Source organism: Beijerinckia mobilis (assembly GCF_000745425.1).
GTDB classification, from domain to species: domain Bacteria; phylum Pseudomonadota; class Alphaproteobacteria; order Rhizobiales; family Beijerinckiaceae; genus Beijerinckia; species Beijerinckia mobilis.
This window is the reverse complement of sequence record NZ_JQJH01000022.1, coordinates 1-15961: the sequence shown is the minus strand read 5'-3', so window position 1 is coordinate 15961 and position 15961 is coordinate 1. Positions and strand designations below refer to the sequence as shown.

15 protein-coding genes are annotated in these 15961 nt (G+C 57.5%); 12 read left to right on the top strand and 3 right to left on the bottom strand.

Annotation, left to right across the window (positions count from 1 at the left end):
- Positions 1–46: 46 nt before the first annotated feature.
- The 4 genes from DL88_RS14960 (at position 47) to DL88_RS14945 (ending at position 2436) form a co-directional block, all read left to right on the top strand.
- Positions 47–697 carry a cysteine hydrolase family protein gene (locus DL88_RS14960; RefSeq protein ID WP_034997734.1) on the top strand — a complete coding sequence of 217 codons (651 nt, stop codon included), beginning with the start codon at positions 47–49 and terminating at the stop codon, positions 695–697.
- A gap of 91 nt (positions 698–788) precedes the next feature.
- Entirely contained in the window at positions 789–1436 is a 648-nt protein-coding gene (gene nthA / locus DL88_RS14955; protein WP_305953025.1) for a nitrile hydratase subunit alpha, read from the top strand.
- A gap of 3 nt (positions 1437–1439) precedes the next feature.
- Positions 1440–2096, top strand: a complete 657-nt coding sequence (gene nthB, locus DL88_RS14950; protein ID WP_034997732.1) for a nitrile hydratase subunit beta — start codon at positions 1440–1442, stop codon at positions 2094–2096.
- On the top strand, positions 2083–2436 hold the full coding sequence (locus DL88_RS14945) for a nitrile hydratase accessory protein (protein ID WP_034997729.1): 354 nt from the start codon (positions 2083–2085) through the stop codon (positions 2434–2436). Before nthB ends, DL88_RS14945 begins: the two co-directional genes overlap by 14 nt.
- A gap of 85 nt (positions 2437–2521) precedes the next feature.
- Here DL88_RS14945 and DL88_RS14940 read toward each other — a convergent pair whose 3' ends face one another.
- Complete coding sequence (locus tag DL88_RS14940) at positions 2522–3532, bottom strand: LysR family transcriptional regulator (RefSeq protein WP_084705213.1); 1011 nt, start codon at positions 3530–3532, stop codon at positions 2522–2524.
- Positions 3533–3918: 386 nt separating this feature from the next.
- Between DL88_RS14940 and DL88_RS14935 the strand changes: the two genes are divergently transcribed.
- The 7 genes from DL88_RS14935 to DL88_RS14905 all read left to right on the top strand — a co-directional run bounded on the left by DL88_RS14935 (position 3919) and on the right by DL88_RS14905 (position 14490).
- Positions 3919–5394 (top strand): alginate export family protein, encoded by a 1476-nt coding sequence (locus DL88_RS14935; RefSeq protein WP_084705212.1) that lies wholly within the window; start codon positions 3919–3921, stop codon positions 5392–5394.
- Positions 5395–5502: 108 nt separating this feature from the next.
- Positions 5503–7128 (top strand): pyrroloquinoline quinone-dependent dehydrogenase, encoded by a 1626-nt coding sequence (locus DL88_RS14930; protein ID WP_034997726.1) that lies wholly within the window; start codon positions 5503–5505, stop codon positions 7126–7128.
- A 281-nt stretch (positions 7129–7409) separates the two neighbouring features.
- Complete coding sequence (locus DL88_RS14925; protein ID WP_156971130.1) at positions 7410–8594, top strand: MFS transporter; 1185 nt, start codon at positions 7410–7412, stop codon at positions 8592–8594.
- A 128-nt stretch (positions 8595–8722) separates the two neighbouring features.
- Positions 8723–8923 carry an alpha/beta fold hydrolase gene (locus DL88_RS19970; protein ID WP_245270870.1) on the top strand — a complete coding sequence of 67 codons (201 nt, stop codon included), beginning with the start codon at positions 8723–8725 and terminating at the stop codon, positions 8921–8923.
- A gap of 183 nt (positions 8924–9106) precedes the next feature.
- A complete protein-coding gene (katG, locus tag DL88_RS14915) occupies positions 9107–11323 on the top strand; it encodes a catalase/peroxidase HPI (RefSeq protein ID WP_034997719.1) in 2217 nt (738 codons plus the stop codon).
- A 192-nt stretch (positions 11324–11515) separates the two neighbouring features.
- Positions 11516–12637, top strand: coding sequence for an alkene reductase (locus DL88_RS14910; RefSeq protein ID WP_034997716.1), 1122 nt, complete (start codon positions 11516–11518; stop codon positions 12635–12637).
- A 242-nt stretch (positions 12638–12879) separates the two neighbouring features.
- Complete coding sequence (locus DL88_RS14905; RefSeq protein WP_051956024.1) at positions 12880–14490, top strand: pyrroloquinoline quinone-dependent dehydrogenase; 1611 nt, start codon at positions 12880–12882, stop codon at positions 14488–14490.
- Positions 14491–14651: 161 nt separating this feature from the next.
- Here the strand turns inward: DL88_RS14905 and DL88_RS14900 are convergent, their stop codons facing one another.
- Positions 14652–14990, bottom strand: a complete 339-nt coding sequence (locus DL88_RS14900) for a hypothetical protein (RefSeq protein WP_051956023.1) — start codon at positions 14988–14990, stop codon at positions 14652–14654.
- Between the two features lie 246 nt (positions 14991–15236).
- Positions 15237–15602: a carbohydrate porin gene (locus DL88_RS21095; protein ID WP_084705211.1), complete on the bottom strand. Its 366-nt coding sequence runs from the start codon at positions 15600–15602 to the stop codon at positions 15237–15239.
- A gap of 68 nt (positions 15603–15670) precedes the next feature.
- Here DL88_RS21095 and DL88_RS14890 point away from each other — a divergent pair, with 68 nt between their 5' ends.
- Positions 15671–15889, top strand: a complete 219-nt coding sequence (locus DL88_RS14890; protein WP_034997708.1) for a hypothetical protein — start codon at positions 15671–15673, stop codon at positions 15887–15889.
- Positions 15890–15961: the final 72 nt, after the last annotated feature.

Sequence of the window (15961 nt, the reverse complement as noted above, 5' to 3'; positions counted from 1 at the left end):
ACGCCAGTACGCGTGATGCGGACGAGCGCTGCGCGCCGTGACGGGCATGAAGGATTTCGGATTATCGCGCGACGTGCCGGTGAAGCTTGGGGCGACGGCGCTGCTTTTCGTTGACGTTCAGAACTATTCGGCGGAGGGCGGCGGCAAATATTTAGGGCTCACACCGGAGACTCTCGATGCGCGCTACGGATATTTCTTTCGGGAGATGCGGGAGCGGGCAACACCGAATATGCAAAGGCTGCAGCTTGCCAGCCGAAAGGCGGGCGTGGAAGTGATGTATACGGTGATCGAAAGCCTGACGCTGGATGGGCGGGATATGGGACTCGATTACAAGATCTCGAAGCTGTTCTGCCCGAAGGGATCCCGCGATGCGCGCGTGATTGATGCGATAGCGCCCGAGGGAGACGAAATCGTGCTGCCAAAAACGTCATCTTCCGTCTTCATCTCGACAAACATCCATTATGTGCTGGGCAATCTCGGCGTTAAGCACCTCATTGTCAGCGGATTGCTGACGGATCAATGCATCGATTCGACAGTGCGGGATGCCTGTGACTATGGCTATCTGGTTACGCTTGTGACTGATGCGTGCGCAACGCTAAGCTATGAGCGACACACAACGTCGATCGCCAATAACCGGGGCTATTGTCGGCAATATACGACCGACGAGATGATCGAGGAACTGGCGAACCTTATCTGAAGGGCAGGTTTTCAGCGCCGGTACAAAAGATGCGGTCTTAAAATAGGGTGTCTGGCGCGCGCCAGGCGCCGGTTCACGGAAGGGATGCAAGGTGACGATACCCAGGGACACAAAACGGGTCATCGCGCTTCAGGAAGAACTGCATTCGCATCTCCCCTCCGACCCGGCGCTCCGGGTCAAGGCGTTGGAGAGCCTGCTTGTCGAGAAGGGGCTGCTCAGTAGCGCCACGGTCGATCGCTGGATCGAGGTCTTTCGTGACGAAGTGGGGCCGAAGAACGGCGCGCGCATTGTCGCAAGAGCCTGGACAAACCCAATTTTCAAGCAACGGCTCATGATCAACGCCATTGAGGCGATCGCCGGGATGGGCTTTCCAAGGCTCGAGGCCAACAATCTGGTTGTGGTTGAGAACACGCCCCGACGGCACAATATCGTCGTCTGTACGCTGTGCTCCTGTTATCCTTGGGCCGTGCTGGGCATACCGCCAACCTGGTATAAATCTTTTGAATATCGCGCCCGGGTGGTCCGTGATCCGCGCGGAGTCCTCAAGGAGTTCGGGCTGGAGCTGGATGATGATGTCGAAGTCCGTGTGTGGGACAGTACGGCCGAAACCCGTTACATGGTTCTACCTGAGCGCCCGCCGCGAACAGAGGGGTTCAGCGAGGAGGAACTCGCCGCCATCGTATCGCGCGACGCTATGGTCGGCGTCGCCAAGGTCATCACCCCCGAGCGAAGGAGCTAAGCCATGGACGGAGTCCATGACATGGGTGGAATGCAGGGCTTCGGGCCGGTCGACCTGTCGCCTGGCCAGCCGCTTTTGAAAACCGATTGGCGCGCGCGTATGTTCGGGATTGAGCTATCCTACGTCCAGCCTGGCGGCTTCAACCTCGACTGGATGCGCCATGTCATGGAATGCATGCCGCCATCCGCCTACTTGTCGAGCGGTTATTTTGACCGTTGGTACTGGCGCGACGCGGCTATCCTGGCGAATGCAGGCTGGGTCGGGATCGACGAACTGACATCCGGCAAAGCCGCCTTCCGCCCGGCCGAAGCAGGCGATGCACCGCCTCCCGACGCCGTGCCGGCGATCCTCAGTCATGGGGTCGACAGCCGGCGTCCCTCCAAAGGCTTGCCAGCCTTCAGGCTCGGTGACCGGGTGCGCGCCAAGTTCCACTCGCCCCTTGGGGCAACCCGCCTGCCGCGCTACTTGCGGGGTCATGTCGGCGCCGTCGAGGCCTACCATGGCTGGCATCGCCTGCCCGACGTCAGCGCCCACGGCGACGAGCAGGCCGAGCCGCTCTATTGCGTCGGCTTCCTCGCGAGGGACCTGTGGGACGATGTGACGTCTCCCCGAGACATGGTCTTCGCCGACCTATGGGAGAGCTATCTTGAGCCGGCCTGAGAAGCCGGGACCCGTCGGCACGGAATTTACCGAACCTTGGCAGGCGGAGGCGCTCGCCCTTTCCATCGCCCTCCAGGACTCCGGACATATCACTCCGGCCGAGTGGTCTGACGCTTTGAACGGCGAGATCGAGAAAGCCCGCGCGGCCGGGGATCCGGCCGATGGAACAACCTATTACCAGCATGTCGTCGGGGCCCTGGAGCGGCTGGTCGCGAATAAGGGACTCCTTGGCGCAGCGGCCCTGGATGAACGGCGACGCGACTGGGGAGAAGCATACCGGCGCACGCCTCACGGCCATCCCGTCGTCCTGACGAAGCCGGCGGCGGAAGGGGAGCGCTGAGGATCGTTTGGCCGCGTCCTCCGCGCCAGCTGTCAACGGGAACATGTAAAACTGTGGTTGGCTCCACAGTTTTACATGTTCTCGTTCAAGAGTCTGTATTCCGAGTCCTGGCCGATCCTGGAGGCCGTATCCTGGTATCTGCGTCATCCGTTGAACCACCGGAATCTGGATTGGTCGTCTGCATCCGGCCCTGGACCACCGGTGTACCCGGCCATTGAGCGAGACGGTTTACCAGAAAATCGATGAAGACCCTGAGTTTGACCGGGACATAGCGCGTCGGCGGATAGAGCGCGTAGATCGACATTTCCGGGGCCTGATAGGTCGTCAAAACCGCCCGGAGGCTGCCATCCTGCAATTGCTGCTCGACAATGAACGTTGGAAGCAGTGCAATGCCACGACCTTCAAGCGCCGCATCCCGTAGCACTTCACCATTATTACTGCATAAAACCCAAGGCACTTGGATCCAATGCTCCCCGTCTTCGCCCGTTAACTTCCATTGAAGGCCGGTCGAGAGATAACCGTAGCTCAGGCAAGTATGGTTTCTCAAATCCCTTGGATGTTCCGGAACGCCGGCCTGGTCGAGATAATCCGGTGATGCGCACATCACTCTGGGCACAGGGGCGATTTTGCGGGCAATGAGATTTGACGGTAACACATCACTCAGACGGATCGTGACGTCAAAACCCTCCTGCGCTGTATCCAAATGTTCATCACTCAGGATGAAATGCACTTGCAGCTTCGGATGTTGTGCGATGAATTGAGCGATCGTCCGTCCGAGATACATCGTACCGAATGACATTGGCGCATTGATGCGTAAGACCCCGCGGGTTTCCACCTGAAACTGGGAGGTCAACGATTCAGCATCCTCGATATCAGCCAATATCGCGAGGCAGCGCTCGTAATAGCGCTGTCCGACCTCGGTTGGTATCGCACTTTGAGTGGTCCGATTGAGGAGCTGAACGCCGAGATCAATCTCCAGATCAATGACGTATTTACTCACTGCGGCGCGAGATAGGCCCATTTCCCGAGCCGCCTTGGAGAAACTGCCATGGCTCACGACCTTCGTAAAGGCCCGCATATTCGTCAACTTATCCAATTGGCCAACTCAATCCCGTCTGCCTATTCGTCGATTAGAAGAATTATCTTCGCTCGATAAGCTTATTAGTCATCAGAAACTTTGTCCATGAATTATTGACGTAGGCGTAACAATTATCGATATTGTCAATGATCTAATATAGCAATATTTTCATACCATAGACATTCAATCCGATAGCTAAATTCCAATGTATACACGGAATGCGCACGCCATGATTGATAATAGAATGACCTTCCAACTTGTTGCATCATGGTTCAATTCGCTGACAAAGGGCTGAAAATCAGAAAATTTCGATATCTCCGTGCCCGCGTTTACAGTTTGCCGTAGGACCTTAGTTTGATGCGAGTTCCCTCTTTCCTGAACCTTCCTGGGCGGGAATTGTCGCGATGAAGGTTCTCACAGCGGGCTATGCAGCAGCCTTCCCTGCCATAGCGTTCCACGGATGCCATAGGCGTCGTCCTGTGATAGGGCAATTTGCACGAGTTGTCACATTCGGCTTAGCGCCCTTCACCTGTCCTGCAATGGCGCAAGTGCTCCGAGATCCCCCAACACCGTTTGGTCCACTCGTCTACAATAACGAATTCGGCGAACCTTCCGCACTCACCGGCATTTCCAATGGCCTAAAGAACATACCTCTGGAGAGCGTTCCGGGATGGTATGTCAATCTAGGTGGCAGCCTTCGCGAGCGGTTCGAAAGTTTCACCAACTCGGCGTTTGGCTTCCGCGGAGCTGGCGGTGTCCCGCACGAGGACTATATTTTGCACCGGCTGCTGTTGAGTGGGGATTTCCACTTCGGACCCTATATCAGGACCTTCGTTCAGCTGGGGAATGAGTTAGAGGCGGGCCGGCGACCGGACCCACAGCCCACGGACATCAACCGTGGCGACCTTGCACAAGGCTTTGTCGAACTCAATCTGCCCACTGGAGCGGACTCGACGCTGAATATCCGCGCCGGACGCCAAGAAATGATGTTCGGGTCGAACCGGCTGGTCGATATCCGAGAAGGACCAAATATCCGCCAGAGCTTTGTTGGCGTGCGCACATGGACCACGATCGTTGACACACGGATCGATGCATTCTGGACACGGCCCGTTTTCAACATTGAGGGATGGTTTGACGATCGTCCGGACTCGGCGAAGCAATTCTTCGGTGCTTACACCACAACACCCATCAAGGCATTGCCCGGCCTTTCCGTCGACGTTTATTACTTGGGTTTGGATCGCAACGGCGCTGTGCTCGATGCCGGCATCGCCAATGAGCAACGTCATTCAGTAGGCGCACGGCTCTTTGGGAGGGCCGGCGCGGTTGACTACAATTTCGAAGGTACCTACCAGTTCGGCCAATTCGGCAGTCGCCCCATCAGCGCCTTCGCGCTGTCCTCCGACACTGGTTATACGATCGCATCCGCATGGGGGCAGCCGCGCCTCGCCATGAAGGCTGATATTGTAAGCGGTGGAAACAGCCGCGGAACGGGAGCGTTAGCGACGTTCTACCCGTTGTTTCCGAAGAATAATTTCTTCAACGAAGCCAATATCCAGACGCCAATGAACTACATGGACATCTATCCCTATGTCCAAATCCAGCCGCGGCAGAACCTGGCTCTCATGGCAGGTGTCGATATCCTCTGGCGCCAGAACATCAACGACAGCTTCTATCAACCGCCTGGCGTGCCGCTCCTGCCGGGTAACGCAAACAACGAACGATTTCTCGGAGAGGCTGTGAACCCGCAGATCGAATGGCAGGCGACACCAAATCTTGATGTCAACGCCTCGGTCGTTCATTTCGTTGCAGATGGCTTTCTGCAGGCTGCAGGTGGTCATGGCGCGACCTGGACCGGTGCCTGGGTAACCTTCAATTTCTGACAAAAAATGTCTGTCATCGCCGTATAGATGGTTGGTGCCGGAACAAGAGTAACGCACGCGATCATGACGTGCGGCTGCATACGAACGTCTACCTCTAAGGAGTGTCCAATGGGTGCCAAGGTTTTTGCATTGGGAAGCGTTCCCATTCTGTTTCTAGCGGCCAGTGCCGTGCTGGCGGCAGGTCCGACGCAGGATGAGCTGAATAATGCGACCACGGATAGTGCCAACTGGCCTTACGTGGATCACGACTATCGCGGCCAACGCTATACGCCGCTTGATCAGATCAACGCGAAGAATGCCGCCGATCTTACACAGATCTGCGCCTACAGCTTCCCGGAGAAAATGCCGGCGCAGACCGCGCCGATCGTCTATAACGGCACCATCTTCGCGACGACCACGCACTATACCGTGGCGATTGATGGTGCGAACTGCAAGGTGATCTGGCAATCCGAATGGAAGCCGCGGGACCACGAGACTTTCGTCACCCATCGGGGCTCCGCTATCAAAGATGGCAAAGTGGTGCGCGGGACCGCTGACGGTTATCTCCTTGCATTGGATGCCGAGACTGGCAAAGAGCTATGGTCGCGCCAGGTTGTAAAGCCCGGCAACGGCTATTTCTTCAGCATGCCGCCACTCATCTACGACGACCTCGTGCTGATTGGTCCAGCTGGATCCGAGTTCGCCAGTAAGGGGTGGGTTGGTGCCTTCCGGTTGAGCGATGGCGAACCCGTGTGGAAGTTCAACACAGTGCCGGATCCCGATGAGCCGGGTGCGGAAACATGGGGCAAGGACACAAAGGTTCTGAAACACGGAGGTGGCAATCTCTGGACGCCAATGTCGTTCGACGTGGAAAAGGGCTTACTGTATGTGCCGGTCGGCAATCCGGCACCGGACTTCTATGATAAAAACCGCCCAGGCGACAATCTCTACACGGACTCGGTTGTGGCGTTGGATGTACGCACGGGCAAGCTGGCATGGTACTATCAAGCGATCCCGCATGATGTGAGAGATTACGACTTGAGCCATGCCGCACCGGTTTTCACAGCCGAGGTCGATGGCCAGAAGCGTACGCTCATCGCCTTGAACGGCAAAGACGGCCTGATGCGGGTGTTGGATCGTGACACGCACAAGGTGCTTTACAGCGTTCCTTTTACCACGCGGGAGAACGCCGATGGCCCGATCAGTAGCTTGTCCAAGCGCATATGTCCCGGCCTTTTGGGCGGCCATGAGTGGAACGGAGGCGCTTACAGCCCGCAGCTCAGCACATTGTTCATGCCGGCAACGGACTGGTGCAATCAGATCCAGCCAGCGGTGGAGCAGCCAAACCCCGAAGGCGAGAACAAGCGAGGCCAGTTTTTCGGTGGCAAGTTCCAGTTTGAGCCCTGGGCCAACGCGCGTGACTGGCTTACCGCGTTCGATGCTGCAACTGGTCAGAAGCGCTGGCAGTACCAGTCCGGCAAGCCAATAATCGGCAGCGTAGCGGCTACAGGCGGCGACCTGGTCTTCGTCGGAGAGCTCGCTGGCGACTTTCTCGCCTTCGACGCGAAGGACGGCAAGGTTCTCTTCCAACATAGCCTTGGCGGTCCTGCCGCGGGGGGTGTGGTCAGTTACGCTTCTGGCGCCAAACAATATGTTGCCGTGGTCTCTGGTTTCGTAGGCGGCTATTACAACCAGATGGCGCCAGAGATTGGCGGCGGAAATCCGACCATCACGGTCTTCGCACTAAAGCCGTAACCGGGCGGAGACATTCGTCAAATCCTACCTCACTAGATCAACTTGCGAACGCGGTCGGCAAAGCGCTCCGGCTGCGTTCGCAGACGGAGCGGGCCATACGTTAACGCCATGCCGGCGCACGGCCGGCTTCAATGTGATGCTGTGGTTGAGCAAGAGCTTTGGTTTCATCGCCAAATGGCCATATCGTTCGTGTTGAGGAAAGAGCGTATTCGCTCATTCAATAGACCTGGTGTTACGAGCTTTAACCAGCTTCCGGTGTCAATGGACTGTGTATGAGTCACATGCAAATCACTCAACCCGCTAGTGCCATGACATCGGTCGGCAAGGGGCTTCTCTTTGCGATGGCCGCTTCCTGCGGTATCGCTGTCGCCAACATCTATTACAATCAGCCGATGCTCGGCGTGATCGAAGACTCTTTCGATCACGCGGGTGCCGCCGGGCTCATTCCCACGGCGACGCAACTCGGCTACGCGGCTGGCTTGTTCCTGCTCGTGCCGCTTGGGGATCTGGTAGAGCGGCGCCGGCTCATCGTCATGCAATTCGTTTTGCTCGCCATCGTGCTTGCCGTGGCCGCGCTCGCCCCCTCGGCTTGGGCGCTTGTCCTGGCATCTTTGTGCATCGGTTTTGCCGCAACGGTGGCGCAGCAAATCATCCCCTTTGCGGCATCCCTCGCACCCGCCAATGAACGCGGCGCCGTGATCGGAACGGTGATGGGAGGTCTGCTTTGCGGAATCCTTCTCAGCCGGACGCTTGCCGGCTATGTCGCGACATATTTTGGCTGGCGCGAAATGTTCTGGATTGGCGTCCCGCTTGCCTTAATCGGCGGTGTGCTGATGCGCTTTACATTGCCCTTGGGCCAGATCTCCTCGGATATGCGTTATCCGGTTCTCATCCGATCATTGGCGGGCCTTTGGCGGGATGAGCCGATCCTGCGCCAGGTGACAATCGTGCAGGCGGCTCTGTTTGCATCGTTCACCACATTTTGGACAGTCCTGGCGTTACGCCTGCAAAGCGCGGCATTTCATCTTGGCGCGGATGTGGCGGGTCTCTTTGGTTTCATTGGCGCGGTTGGCATTCTCGCCGCTCCGATGGCGGGGCATCTTGCCGATCGGAGCGGGCCTCGCCCGGTCGTCTTGCTTGGACTTGGTTCAGTCCTGCTGGCCTGGATCCTTTTCGGAGCTTGGACGAGCTTAGTGGGCCTCGTGGTGGGTGTCATTGTCCTGGATTTTGGTATGCAGAGCGCATTGGTTTCTCACCAGCACATGGTTTTTGCCTTGCGTCCTAAAGCGCCCAGCCGCCTGAACACAATCTTCATGAGCGGGATGTTCATCGGTGGGGCGATCGGGTCCGCCGGTGCGACCTTCGCCTGGAATGTCGCTGATTGGCCGGGTGTATGCGTTTATGGCGCTGGGCTCGCCTTGTTCGCGCTTGCTGCTCGATACCTTGGTAACCAGCCTCTTCGTTGATGTTTCTTCGCTTCTTTCGCGTCGGGCGTACAATACTGCGATTTTCCTCGCCGGTTGAATGTGATGAAAATTCCGCTCGGTCAAGAGAATCTGTTTCCTTGCACCTGCATGGTATGAGGGATTTTCCGATGATTGAAATCCGCCACGAGACGATCCATGCCAATGGCATACGCCAGCACTACCTGGAGGCCGACAATGGTCCACCCATCGTATTGCTCCACGGATTTCCTGAAACGAGCTATGCATGGCGTCATCAGAGTCCCGTGCTCGCCGGACATTACCGGGTGATTGAATCGCTTCGCGATCGCATTTATTTGAAAATGCTCTAATTTTTTAAGTGGAGCGTTTCTGGATATACCCGAAACGCTCTAGGTGTTTAGTCCAGCCTAAGACAGGCTTAGTTCGATTGAGAAAACCAATTATTGTTTTCACTTCAATCAATTGGACAGAGAGACACCCAAAGGGCAATTTTCCATCCAGCAATATTCAATACGCTGCAAATAGGAGGGACCATGGACGCGCAGACAGACGACAAGGCCCAGGGCAAATGCCCGTTCGTGCATGCGGAACACGGCAGGACGAACCGGGATTGGTGGCCCAACCAACCCAATCTTCAGATCCTTCACCAGAATTCCAGCCTGTCCAACCCGATGGGCGAGGCGTTTGACTATGCGAAGGAGTTCAAGAGCCTGGATCTGGATGCTGTTATCGCGGACCTGATGGCCCTGATGACCGACTCCCAGGAGTGGTGGCCGGCGGATTTCGGCCATTATGGCGGTCTGTTCATCCGCATGGCTTGGCACAGCGCCGGCACCTACCGCATCGCGGATGGCCGCGGCGGCGCGGGCGGCGGGCAGCAGCGTTTCGCGCCGCTCAATAGCTGGCCGGATAATGTGAGTCTGGACAAGGCGCGCCGCCTGCTCTGGCCCATCAAACAAAAATATGGCCGCAAGATTTCCTGGGCCGATCTGATCATATTGACCGGAAATGTCGCGCTGGAATCGATGGGCTTCAAGACATTCGGTTTCGCCGGCGGGCGCATAGACACATGGGAGCCGGATCAGTCCGCTTATTGGGGCGCCGAGACTACATGGCTCGCCCTCAGCAACGATCCCAACAACAAGCACAGCCGTTATTCCGGTGACCGCGACCTCGAAAACCCGCTGGCAGCCGTGCAGATGGGGTTGATCTATGTGAACCCGGAAGGGCCGGACGGCAATCCTGACCCGTTGGCGGCCGCCCGTGACATTCGCGAAACCTTTGCGCGCATGGCGATGAATGATGAGGAAACCGTCGCGCTGATCGCGGGCGGGCATACATTCGGCAAGACCCATGGTGCTGGTCCCGCCGACCATGTCGGTCCCGAGCCGGAAGCCGCCGCAGTAGAGCAGCAGGGATTGGGCTGGAAGAGCAGTTTCGGTACCGGCGTGGGCAAGGATGCGATCACCAGCGGTCTCGAGGTGACCTGGACCCAGACTCCCACCCAATGGAGCAGCCACTTTCTCGAAAACCTGTTCGGCTTTGAATGGGAACTCACCAAGAGTCCCGCTGGCGCGCATCAATGGCAGCCCAGGAACGGAGCGGGTGCCGGCAGCATCCCCGATGCATTCGACCCCGATAAGCGCCATGCACCATCGATGTTGACCACTGACCTCGCCCTGCGCGCAGATCCGGCCTATGAGAAAATCGCCCGCCGTTACCTCGAAAATCCCGACGAATTCGCGAATGCATTTGCGCGTGCCTGGTTCAAGCTGACGCATCGCGATATGGGGCCCCGCGCGCGCTATCTCGGGCCGCTCGTGCCCAAGGAGGAGCTGACCTGGCAGGATCCGGTTCCGGCCGTGGACCATCCGCTTGTCGATGAGGCGGATGTGGTGGCTCTGAAGGAGAAAATCCTGGCATCAGGCCTCACTGTGGCCGAACTGGTTTCGACCGCTTGGGCCTCCGCCTCCACGTTCCGCGGCTCCGACAAGCGTGGTGGTGCCAATGGCGCGCGCATACGCCTGGCGCCGCAGAAGGACTGGACGGTGAACGAGCCGCAAAAGCTCGACAAGGTGTTGAAGGCACTGGAGGTGATCCAGGCTGATTTCAACGCCGCTCAGAGTGGTGGAAAAAAGATCTCGCTGGCCGATCTCATCGTACTGGCGGGTGTCGCGGCGATCGAAAAAGCCGCGAGCGATGCGGATCAAAAAATCATTGTGCCTTTCGCGCCGGGACGCACGGATGCCTCCCAGGAGCAGACGGATGTTCATTCCTTCGCGCCGCTGGAGCCTCCGGCCGATGGGTTCCGTAATGACGTGCCCGGCAAGCTGGCGGAGATCTCCGGGCATCTGCTGGTGGACCGCGCACAGCTCCTGACCCTGACTGCGCCGGAAATGACCGTGCTGATCGGCGGACTTCGGATGTTGGGCGCCAATACGGGGGGCTCGAAGCATGGCGTATTCACTACGCGGCCCGGTGTGCTGAGCAATGATTTCTTCACCAATCTGCTCGACATGGGGACCGAATGGAAACCCGCCGCCGAGGCCGGTATCTATGAGGGCCATGACCGCAAGACCAAGACCGTGAAATGGACCGCCACCAAGGTGGATTTGATGTTCGGCTCCCATGCGCAGCTACGTGCCTTAGCCGAAGTGTATGGCTGTGCGGACGCGCGGGCAAAATTCGTGACGGATTTCGTTGCGGCATGGGCAAAAGTCATGGAGCTCGACCGCTTCGATCTTGCCTAATCCAGGCGGCAGCTCCCCGGCGGTCTACGTCGGGGAGCTGCGCAGCAGGGTCCCTCGTAATCACAGCGGCTTCGCGGGCAATGAACGCCATCCGCGATGCAATCGGGCTGAGGCTGCATGAGCTGCCACTGACACCGACCGAATCAGAACTGCCATCAACGCCAGCTGACGAACATCGAAAGCGAACGCGATATGCCAGACCTTTTCGCCCCCCTGCGTATGGGTGACCTCGAACTCGCTAATCGTATCGTGATGGCACCAATGACGCGCTCACGTGCCGACGCCCGGGGTGTCATCAATGCATCCGCCCGCGTATATTACGGATTGCGGAGCGGCGCGGGACTTCTCATCACCGAGGGTATCAATGTCGGACCGATGTCCAACGCTTTCGACCGGGCGCCGGGCCTCTGGGCGGACGAGCAGGTCGAAGGATGGAAGCCCATCGTAGACCACGTCCACGAAAAAGGCGGACGCATCGTGGCTCAGCTCTGGCATGGTGGACGCGCTAGCGCGCGCGGCCTTCTTGATGACCAGCAGCCCCTGTCTCCGTCTGGTGTCAACGATGATCTTGATCGCCTCCAAGTATGGGCGCTGCTGGCGAATGGTGCTTATGTCAAAATTGCAGCGACGCCATCGCGCGCCATGACGCTCCCCGAAATCCATGCCGTCTTACACGAATTCCGGACAGCCGCCGTGAACGCCGCTCGGGCAGGATTTGACGGCGTCGAAATCCACGGCGCTAACGGATATCTCATTCATGAATTCCTTTCTCCCACGCTAAATCTCCGCGACGACGATTATAGCGGGTCGCCCGAAGGCCGGGCCCGGCTTCTGCGTGAGATCATAGCCGCCATCGCAGACGTCATGCCGCTGGCACGCGTGGGATTGGGATTATCTCCATTCGCCGAGTACAATAACGTGCGGGATCCAAATCCGGGCGACACCTATGGACACGTGGCCCGGTGGCTCGACCGCATTGGCCTCGCCTACCTTCACATCGCCGACACCAACGCCTGGGCGGGCGCCCCCGATTACGACCGACTGATCCCGCTTATTCGCGCCAATTGCCACGGTCCGCTTATTGTCAACGGCGGCATCACGCCGGCGAAGGCTGCCGAGATTGTAGGTCACGGAGACGCGGATGCAGTCGCGTTCGGGCGGCTCTTCCTTGCCAATCCTGACTTGCCAGAGCGAATACGTGTCGGCGCCCCTTACAATACACCGTATTCGGTCGGCGCCTATGGTGGTGGGGATACAGGCTATCTCGACTACCCTACCCTGGACGCCTCACCGCAAGCGGTTTCCGACGCGTGATCGGCCTCAAGAAATTTTGACGTGCTACAAGCTTCTCCACCGTAACAATGCCAGCCGACGCAGATAAAGTCGGACGCGAACGTTTCGCCCAGCCATGCTCGGTTCGACAAGAGACACGGCAAAAAGCTTACTAAACTTGTACCCATCAATCCCGCGCAATGACGCAGACTGCAACAGTGGCCTGGATTGTTCCATAGCGCTCATTTCGCTCAAACGGGCCCCATGGAGATAGGAGAATTATCTTGCGTAAATCATCTACTGGAGTCCTGGGCGCCCATGCCCTTATCGCGGCAACAATTTGGACCTGTCCGGCATTGTCGGCGGCTTTGGGGCCCACGCAAGCCGACCTCGATCAATCGGCGAAAGCCAACGACAATTGGCTCATGACCAACAAGAGCTACGATGGTCAACGTCATGTTGTTCTTGATCAGATCAACCCGAAAAATGTCAGTTCACTGAAGGAAGCCTGCACTTACGACAGTGGCCTTGCTGTTCAAGCGCAATCAACACCTCTGCTTTACGACGGCCGCATTTATTTTACTGCAGCGCAGACGACGATCGCCATTGATGCGCGAAGCTGCAAGGAAATCTGGCGGCATGAATGGAAGCTCAAAGGCAAGGCGCTCTCCACGGTCAATCGTGGCGCGGCAATCAAGGACGGTAAACTGATCCGCGGCACGGCGGACGGCTATCTGCTCGCTCTCTCCATGGCCGACGGTTCGCAACTTTGGGAGAAGCAGATCACCAGCATCGAGGAAAGCCATTACCTCAGCATGCCGCCATTGATCGTCGACGACAGGATCATTTACGGCACAGCGGGCGCGGATTGGGGTGGCCAGGGATGGATTGGCGCCTTCAAACTCGAAGATGGTACTGAAATCTGGCGCTATGGCGTCTTGCCCTCGGCGGAGGCGCCGGGAGCCAAAAGCTGGGGTTCCGCGGAAGCCATAGCCCATGGCGGCGGCAGTTTCTGGACGCCCGTCGCGTTGGATCGTGAAAAAGACGTACTGTTTGTGCCCGTAGGAAATCCCGCGCCGGATTTCTATGGCGAGGCGCGTCCCGGTGACAATGAGGGCACCAATACCGCCGCGGCCATCGACGCGAAGACCGGCAAGCTGATCTGGGCGCGGCAATTCGTGCCGCATGACACCCATGACTGGGACCTCTCACAGACCAGCCCGGTCATCAGCACGAAGATTGACGGCAAGAAGCGCAATCTCGTCATCATCAGCGGCAAGGACGGCAGGCTTCGCATCGTCGATCGCGACACCTCCGATGTGCTCCACGATCTCGTGATCTCCAAACAGGAAAATGCCGACAAGCCGGCGACCGAACAGCCCATGCATATCTGCCCCGGCCTGCTCGGCGGGCAGGAGTGGAGCAGCAGCGCCTTTGATCCCGATAAAGGCCTGGTGTTCTCGCCCATGGTGGACTGGTGTGGCACGGTTTCTCATGAGTCAAAAGCACCGACCCATCAGGTGGCCACGCATTTTTATGGCGGCGGCATCATACAGGATCCGATCGACCAGTCGCGCGGCCTCCTGTCGGCCGTGGACGTCACCTCGGGCAAGATCAGATGGAAATTCGAGGCGCCCGCGCCCATGCTGGCCAATGTCACCTCGACATCCGGCGGCGTGGTTTTCGCCGGCGACCTGAAGGGCAATTTCTACGCACTCGATGAAGACAACGGCAAGGTGCTGCTGCGCCATTCACTGCCGGCTTCGGCCGGCGGCGGTCTCTTCACATATGCATTGGACGGAAAGCAATATGTCGCGGCGCTGTCGGGCTCAGTTTCGGCCTTTTTCGGCGGCGGCAAGGAGACGACCAAACTCACTGTGATGACCTTGCCATAGACCCAAGGTGGAGGACCAATTTCAATCACTCTTAAGCCGATGTCGGAATGTCGATTACTACAAAACATCGATTGTAACTATTTCGATTAATAGCCTGATGCGTTAACGTATAACTGCCCCGCCTACGAGAGTTTTTGCGTTCTGGCTTTTTTCAGTCTGCTTCAACGTATCCGGCTTTGGAGCAAAGCTCCGAGCCGAGATGGAATCCGCGTAGCCTGGTCCTCATAACTTGATTGACCTCTTGGAGCCACCACAACATAATTGAGCTCTCTGGCGGTCAGATGCCGGAAGACGCCATATCCACAGGGGCCTGCCTCATAGACGAAGTGTAAATCTCTCCCGTTGCGGCCAAGACTGCCGATCAGCTTGTTCAAAGCCGCGGGAGAGTTCTCGATCCCGCTGACAAACCGCACCCCACCCTGACGGCCGTCATCCGCGATGTAAACGGCGATCGTCGCCTTGCCTACGTCCAGGCCAACAAAACTGATATTCATGTCCATGGTCCGTCTCCTGTGCTGAGAGCCCATGCCGGAACAGCCGACACATCTCGGAATATTCTGCACAGTTTCGGAATATTCTGCACAGTTCAGGATGAGCATCCCGTCACTCAAACGGACATCTGGTCTAGGAAAAGCCACGGAAATTGTAACATGAAGTAAGAACTCCGGACGCTTTTCTTGTTTGGCTGAGCCATAAGATTGATAGAGAATATCGTTACCATAGAAGCATTGACAATTTTCCCAAAATCAATGCCAGACTGGAAACCCCAACACCGCTCCAAGCTCAACGGAAAGACGAACTCCAAACGCAAAAATGTTGTTGGATTGATGCAAAGCAGCGGGTTTGAGAATGTTATCGGGATTTAAAACATATTGAATTTTGGGATTGATCCTGATTCCCCGAGCGATCTTATGGCCGTAGTTTATTTCGAAGATTTCTTCGGCACTTTTGACCAGATCTCTGCCGCCCAGCGCATATCTCGACGCCTGAAGATAATCGACTTCATGCGGTCCCAGACGAATGTAACTCCCGACGACCCCGAACGTATCCTCTTTGCGGCTCTCGAAAGGGCCGGTGACGATGAGACCAAGGATCGTCTGATTCTTGAACAGAGTATAATCCGCTGGGGAGCGACATCCTGCGTGCGGAGGATCCGAAGAAGAGCATCACCGTCTCCGCCTTGACTAATCAGGATGCGGCCGACATCAGCCAGGCGATCCGCGAACGGCTCAAGGCGCGCGGCGAGATCGGCGATGATGAAAAGCTCTATAAGGCCGTCGACCAGCTCGGCGAGACCTACGACCTCTGGATCGCCACGGGCGACAAGCTGCGCCTTTATCGGCGCACCTGGGCGACGATCGATGGCAAGGGCAGCTTGTTGAATTCCACTGAGAACTGACCCAGGGAAGCCGAAAATTTCCACCGAGATTTGACCCATGTTTTGACCTCACCCTTGCTGTTTTCAGCGGGG

What these genes read in the sequence shown, in the direction of transcription:
- DL88_RS14935 (WP_084705212.1), top strand. Translation starts at nt 3,919, where the DNA reads ATGAAGGTTCTCACAGCGGGCTATGCAGCAGCCTTCCCTGCCATAGCG.
- DL88_RS14925 (WP_156971130.1), top strand. Translation starts at nt 7,410, where the DNA reads ATGCAAATCACTCAACCCGCTAGTGCCATGACATCGGTCGGCAAGGGG.
- DL88_RS14960 (WP_034997734.1), top strand. Translation starts at nt 47, where the DNA reads ATGAAGGATTTCGGATTATCGCGCGACGTGCCGGTGAAGCTTGGGGCG.
- DL88_RS14910 (WP_034997716.1), top strand. Translation starts at nt 11,516, where the DNA reads ATGCCAGACCTTTTCGCCCCCCTGCGTATGGGTGACCTCGAACTCGCT.
- katG (WP_034997719.1), top strand. Translation starts at nt 9,107, where the DNA reads ATGGACGCGCAGACAGACGACAAGGCCCAGGGCAAATGCCCGTTCGTG.
- DL88_RS14900 (WP_051956023.1), bottom strand. Translation starts at nt 14,990, where the DNA reads ATGGACATGAATATCAGTTTTGTTGGCCTGGACGTAGGCAAGGCGACG.
- nthB (WP_034997732.1), top strand. Translation starts at nt 1,440, where the DNA reads ATGGACGGAGTCCATGACATGGGTGGAATGCAGGGCTTCGGGCCGGTC.
- DL88_RS14930 (WP_034997726.1), top strand. Translation starts at nt 5,503, where the DNA reads ATGGGTGCCAAGGTTTTTGCATTGGGAAGCGTTCCCATTCTGTTTCTA.
- DL88_RS19970 (WP_245270870.1), top strand. Translation starts at nt 8,723, where the DNA reads ATGATTGAAATCCGCCACGAGACGATCCATGCCAATGGCATACGCCAG.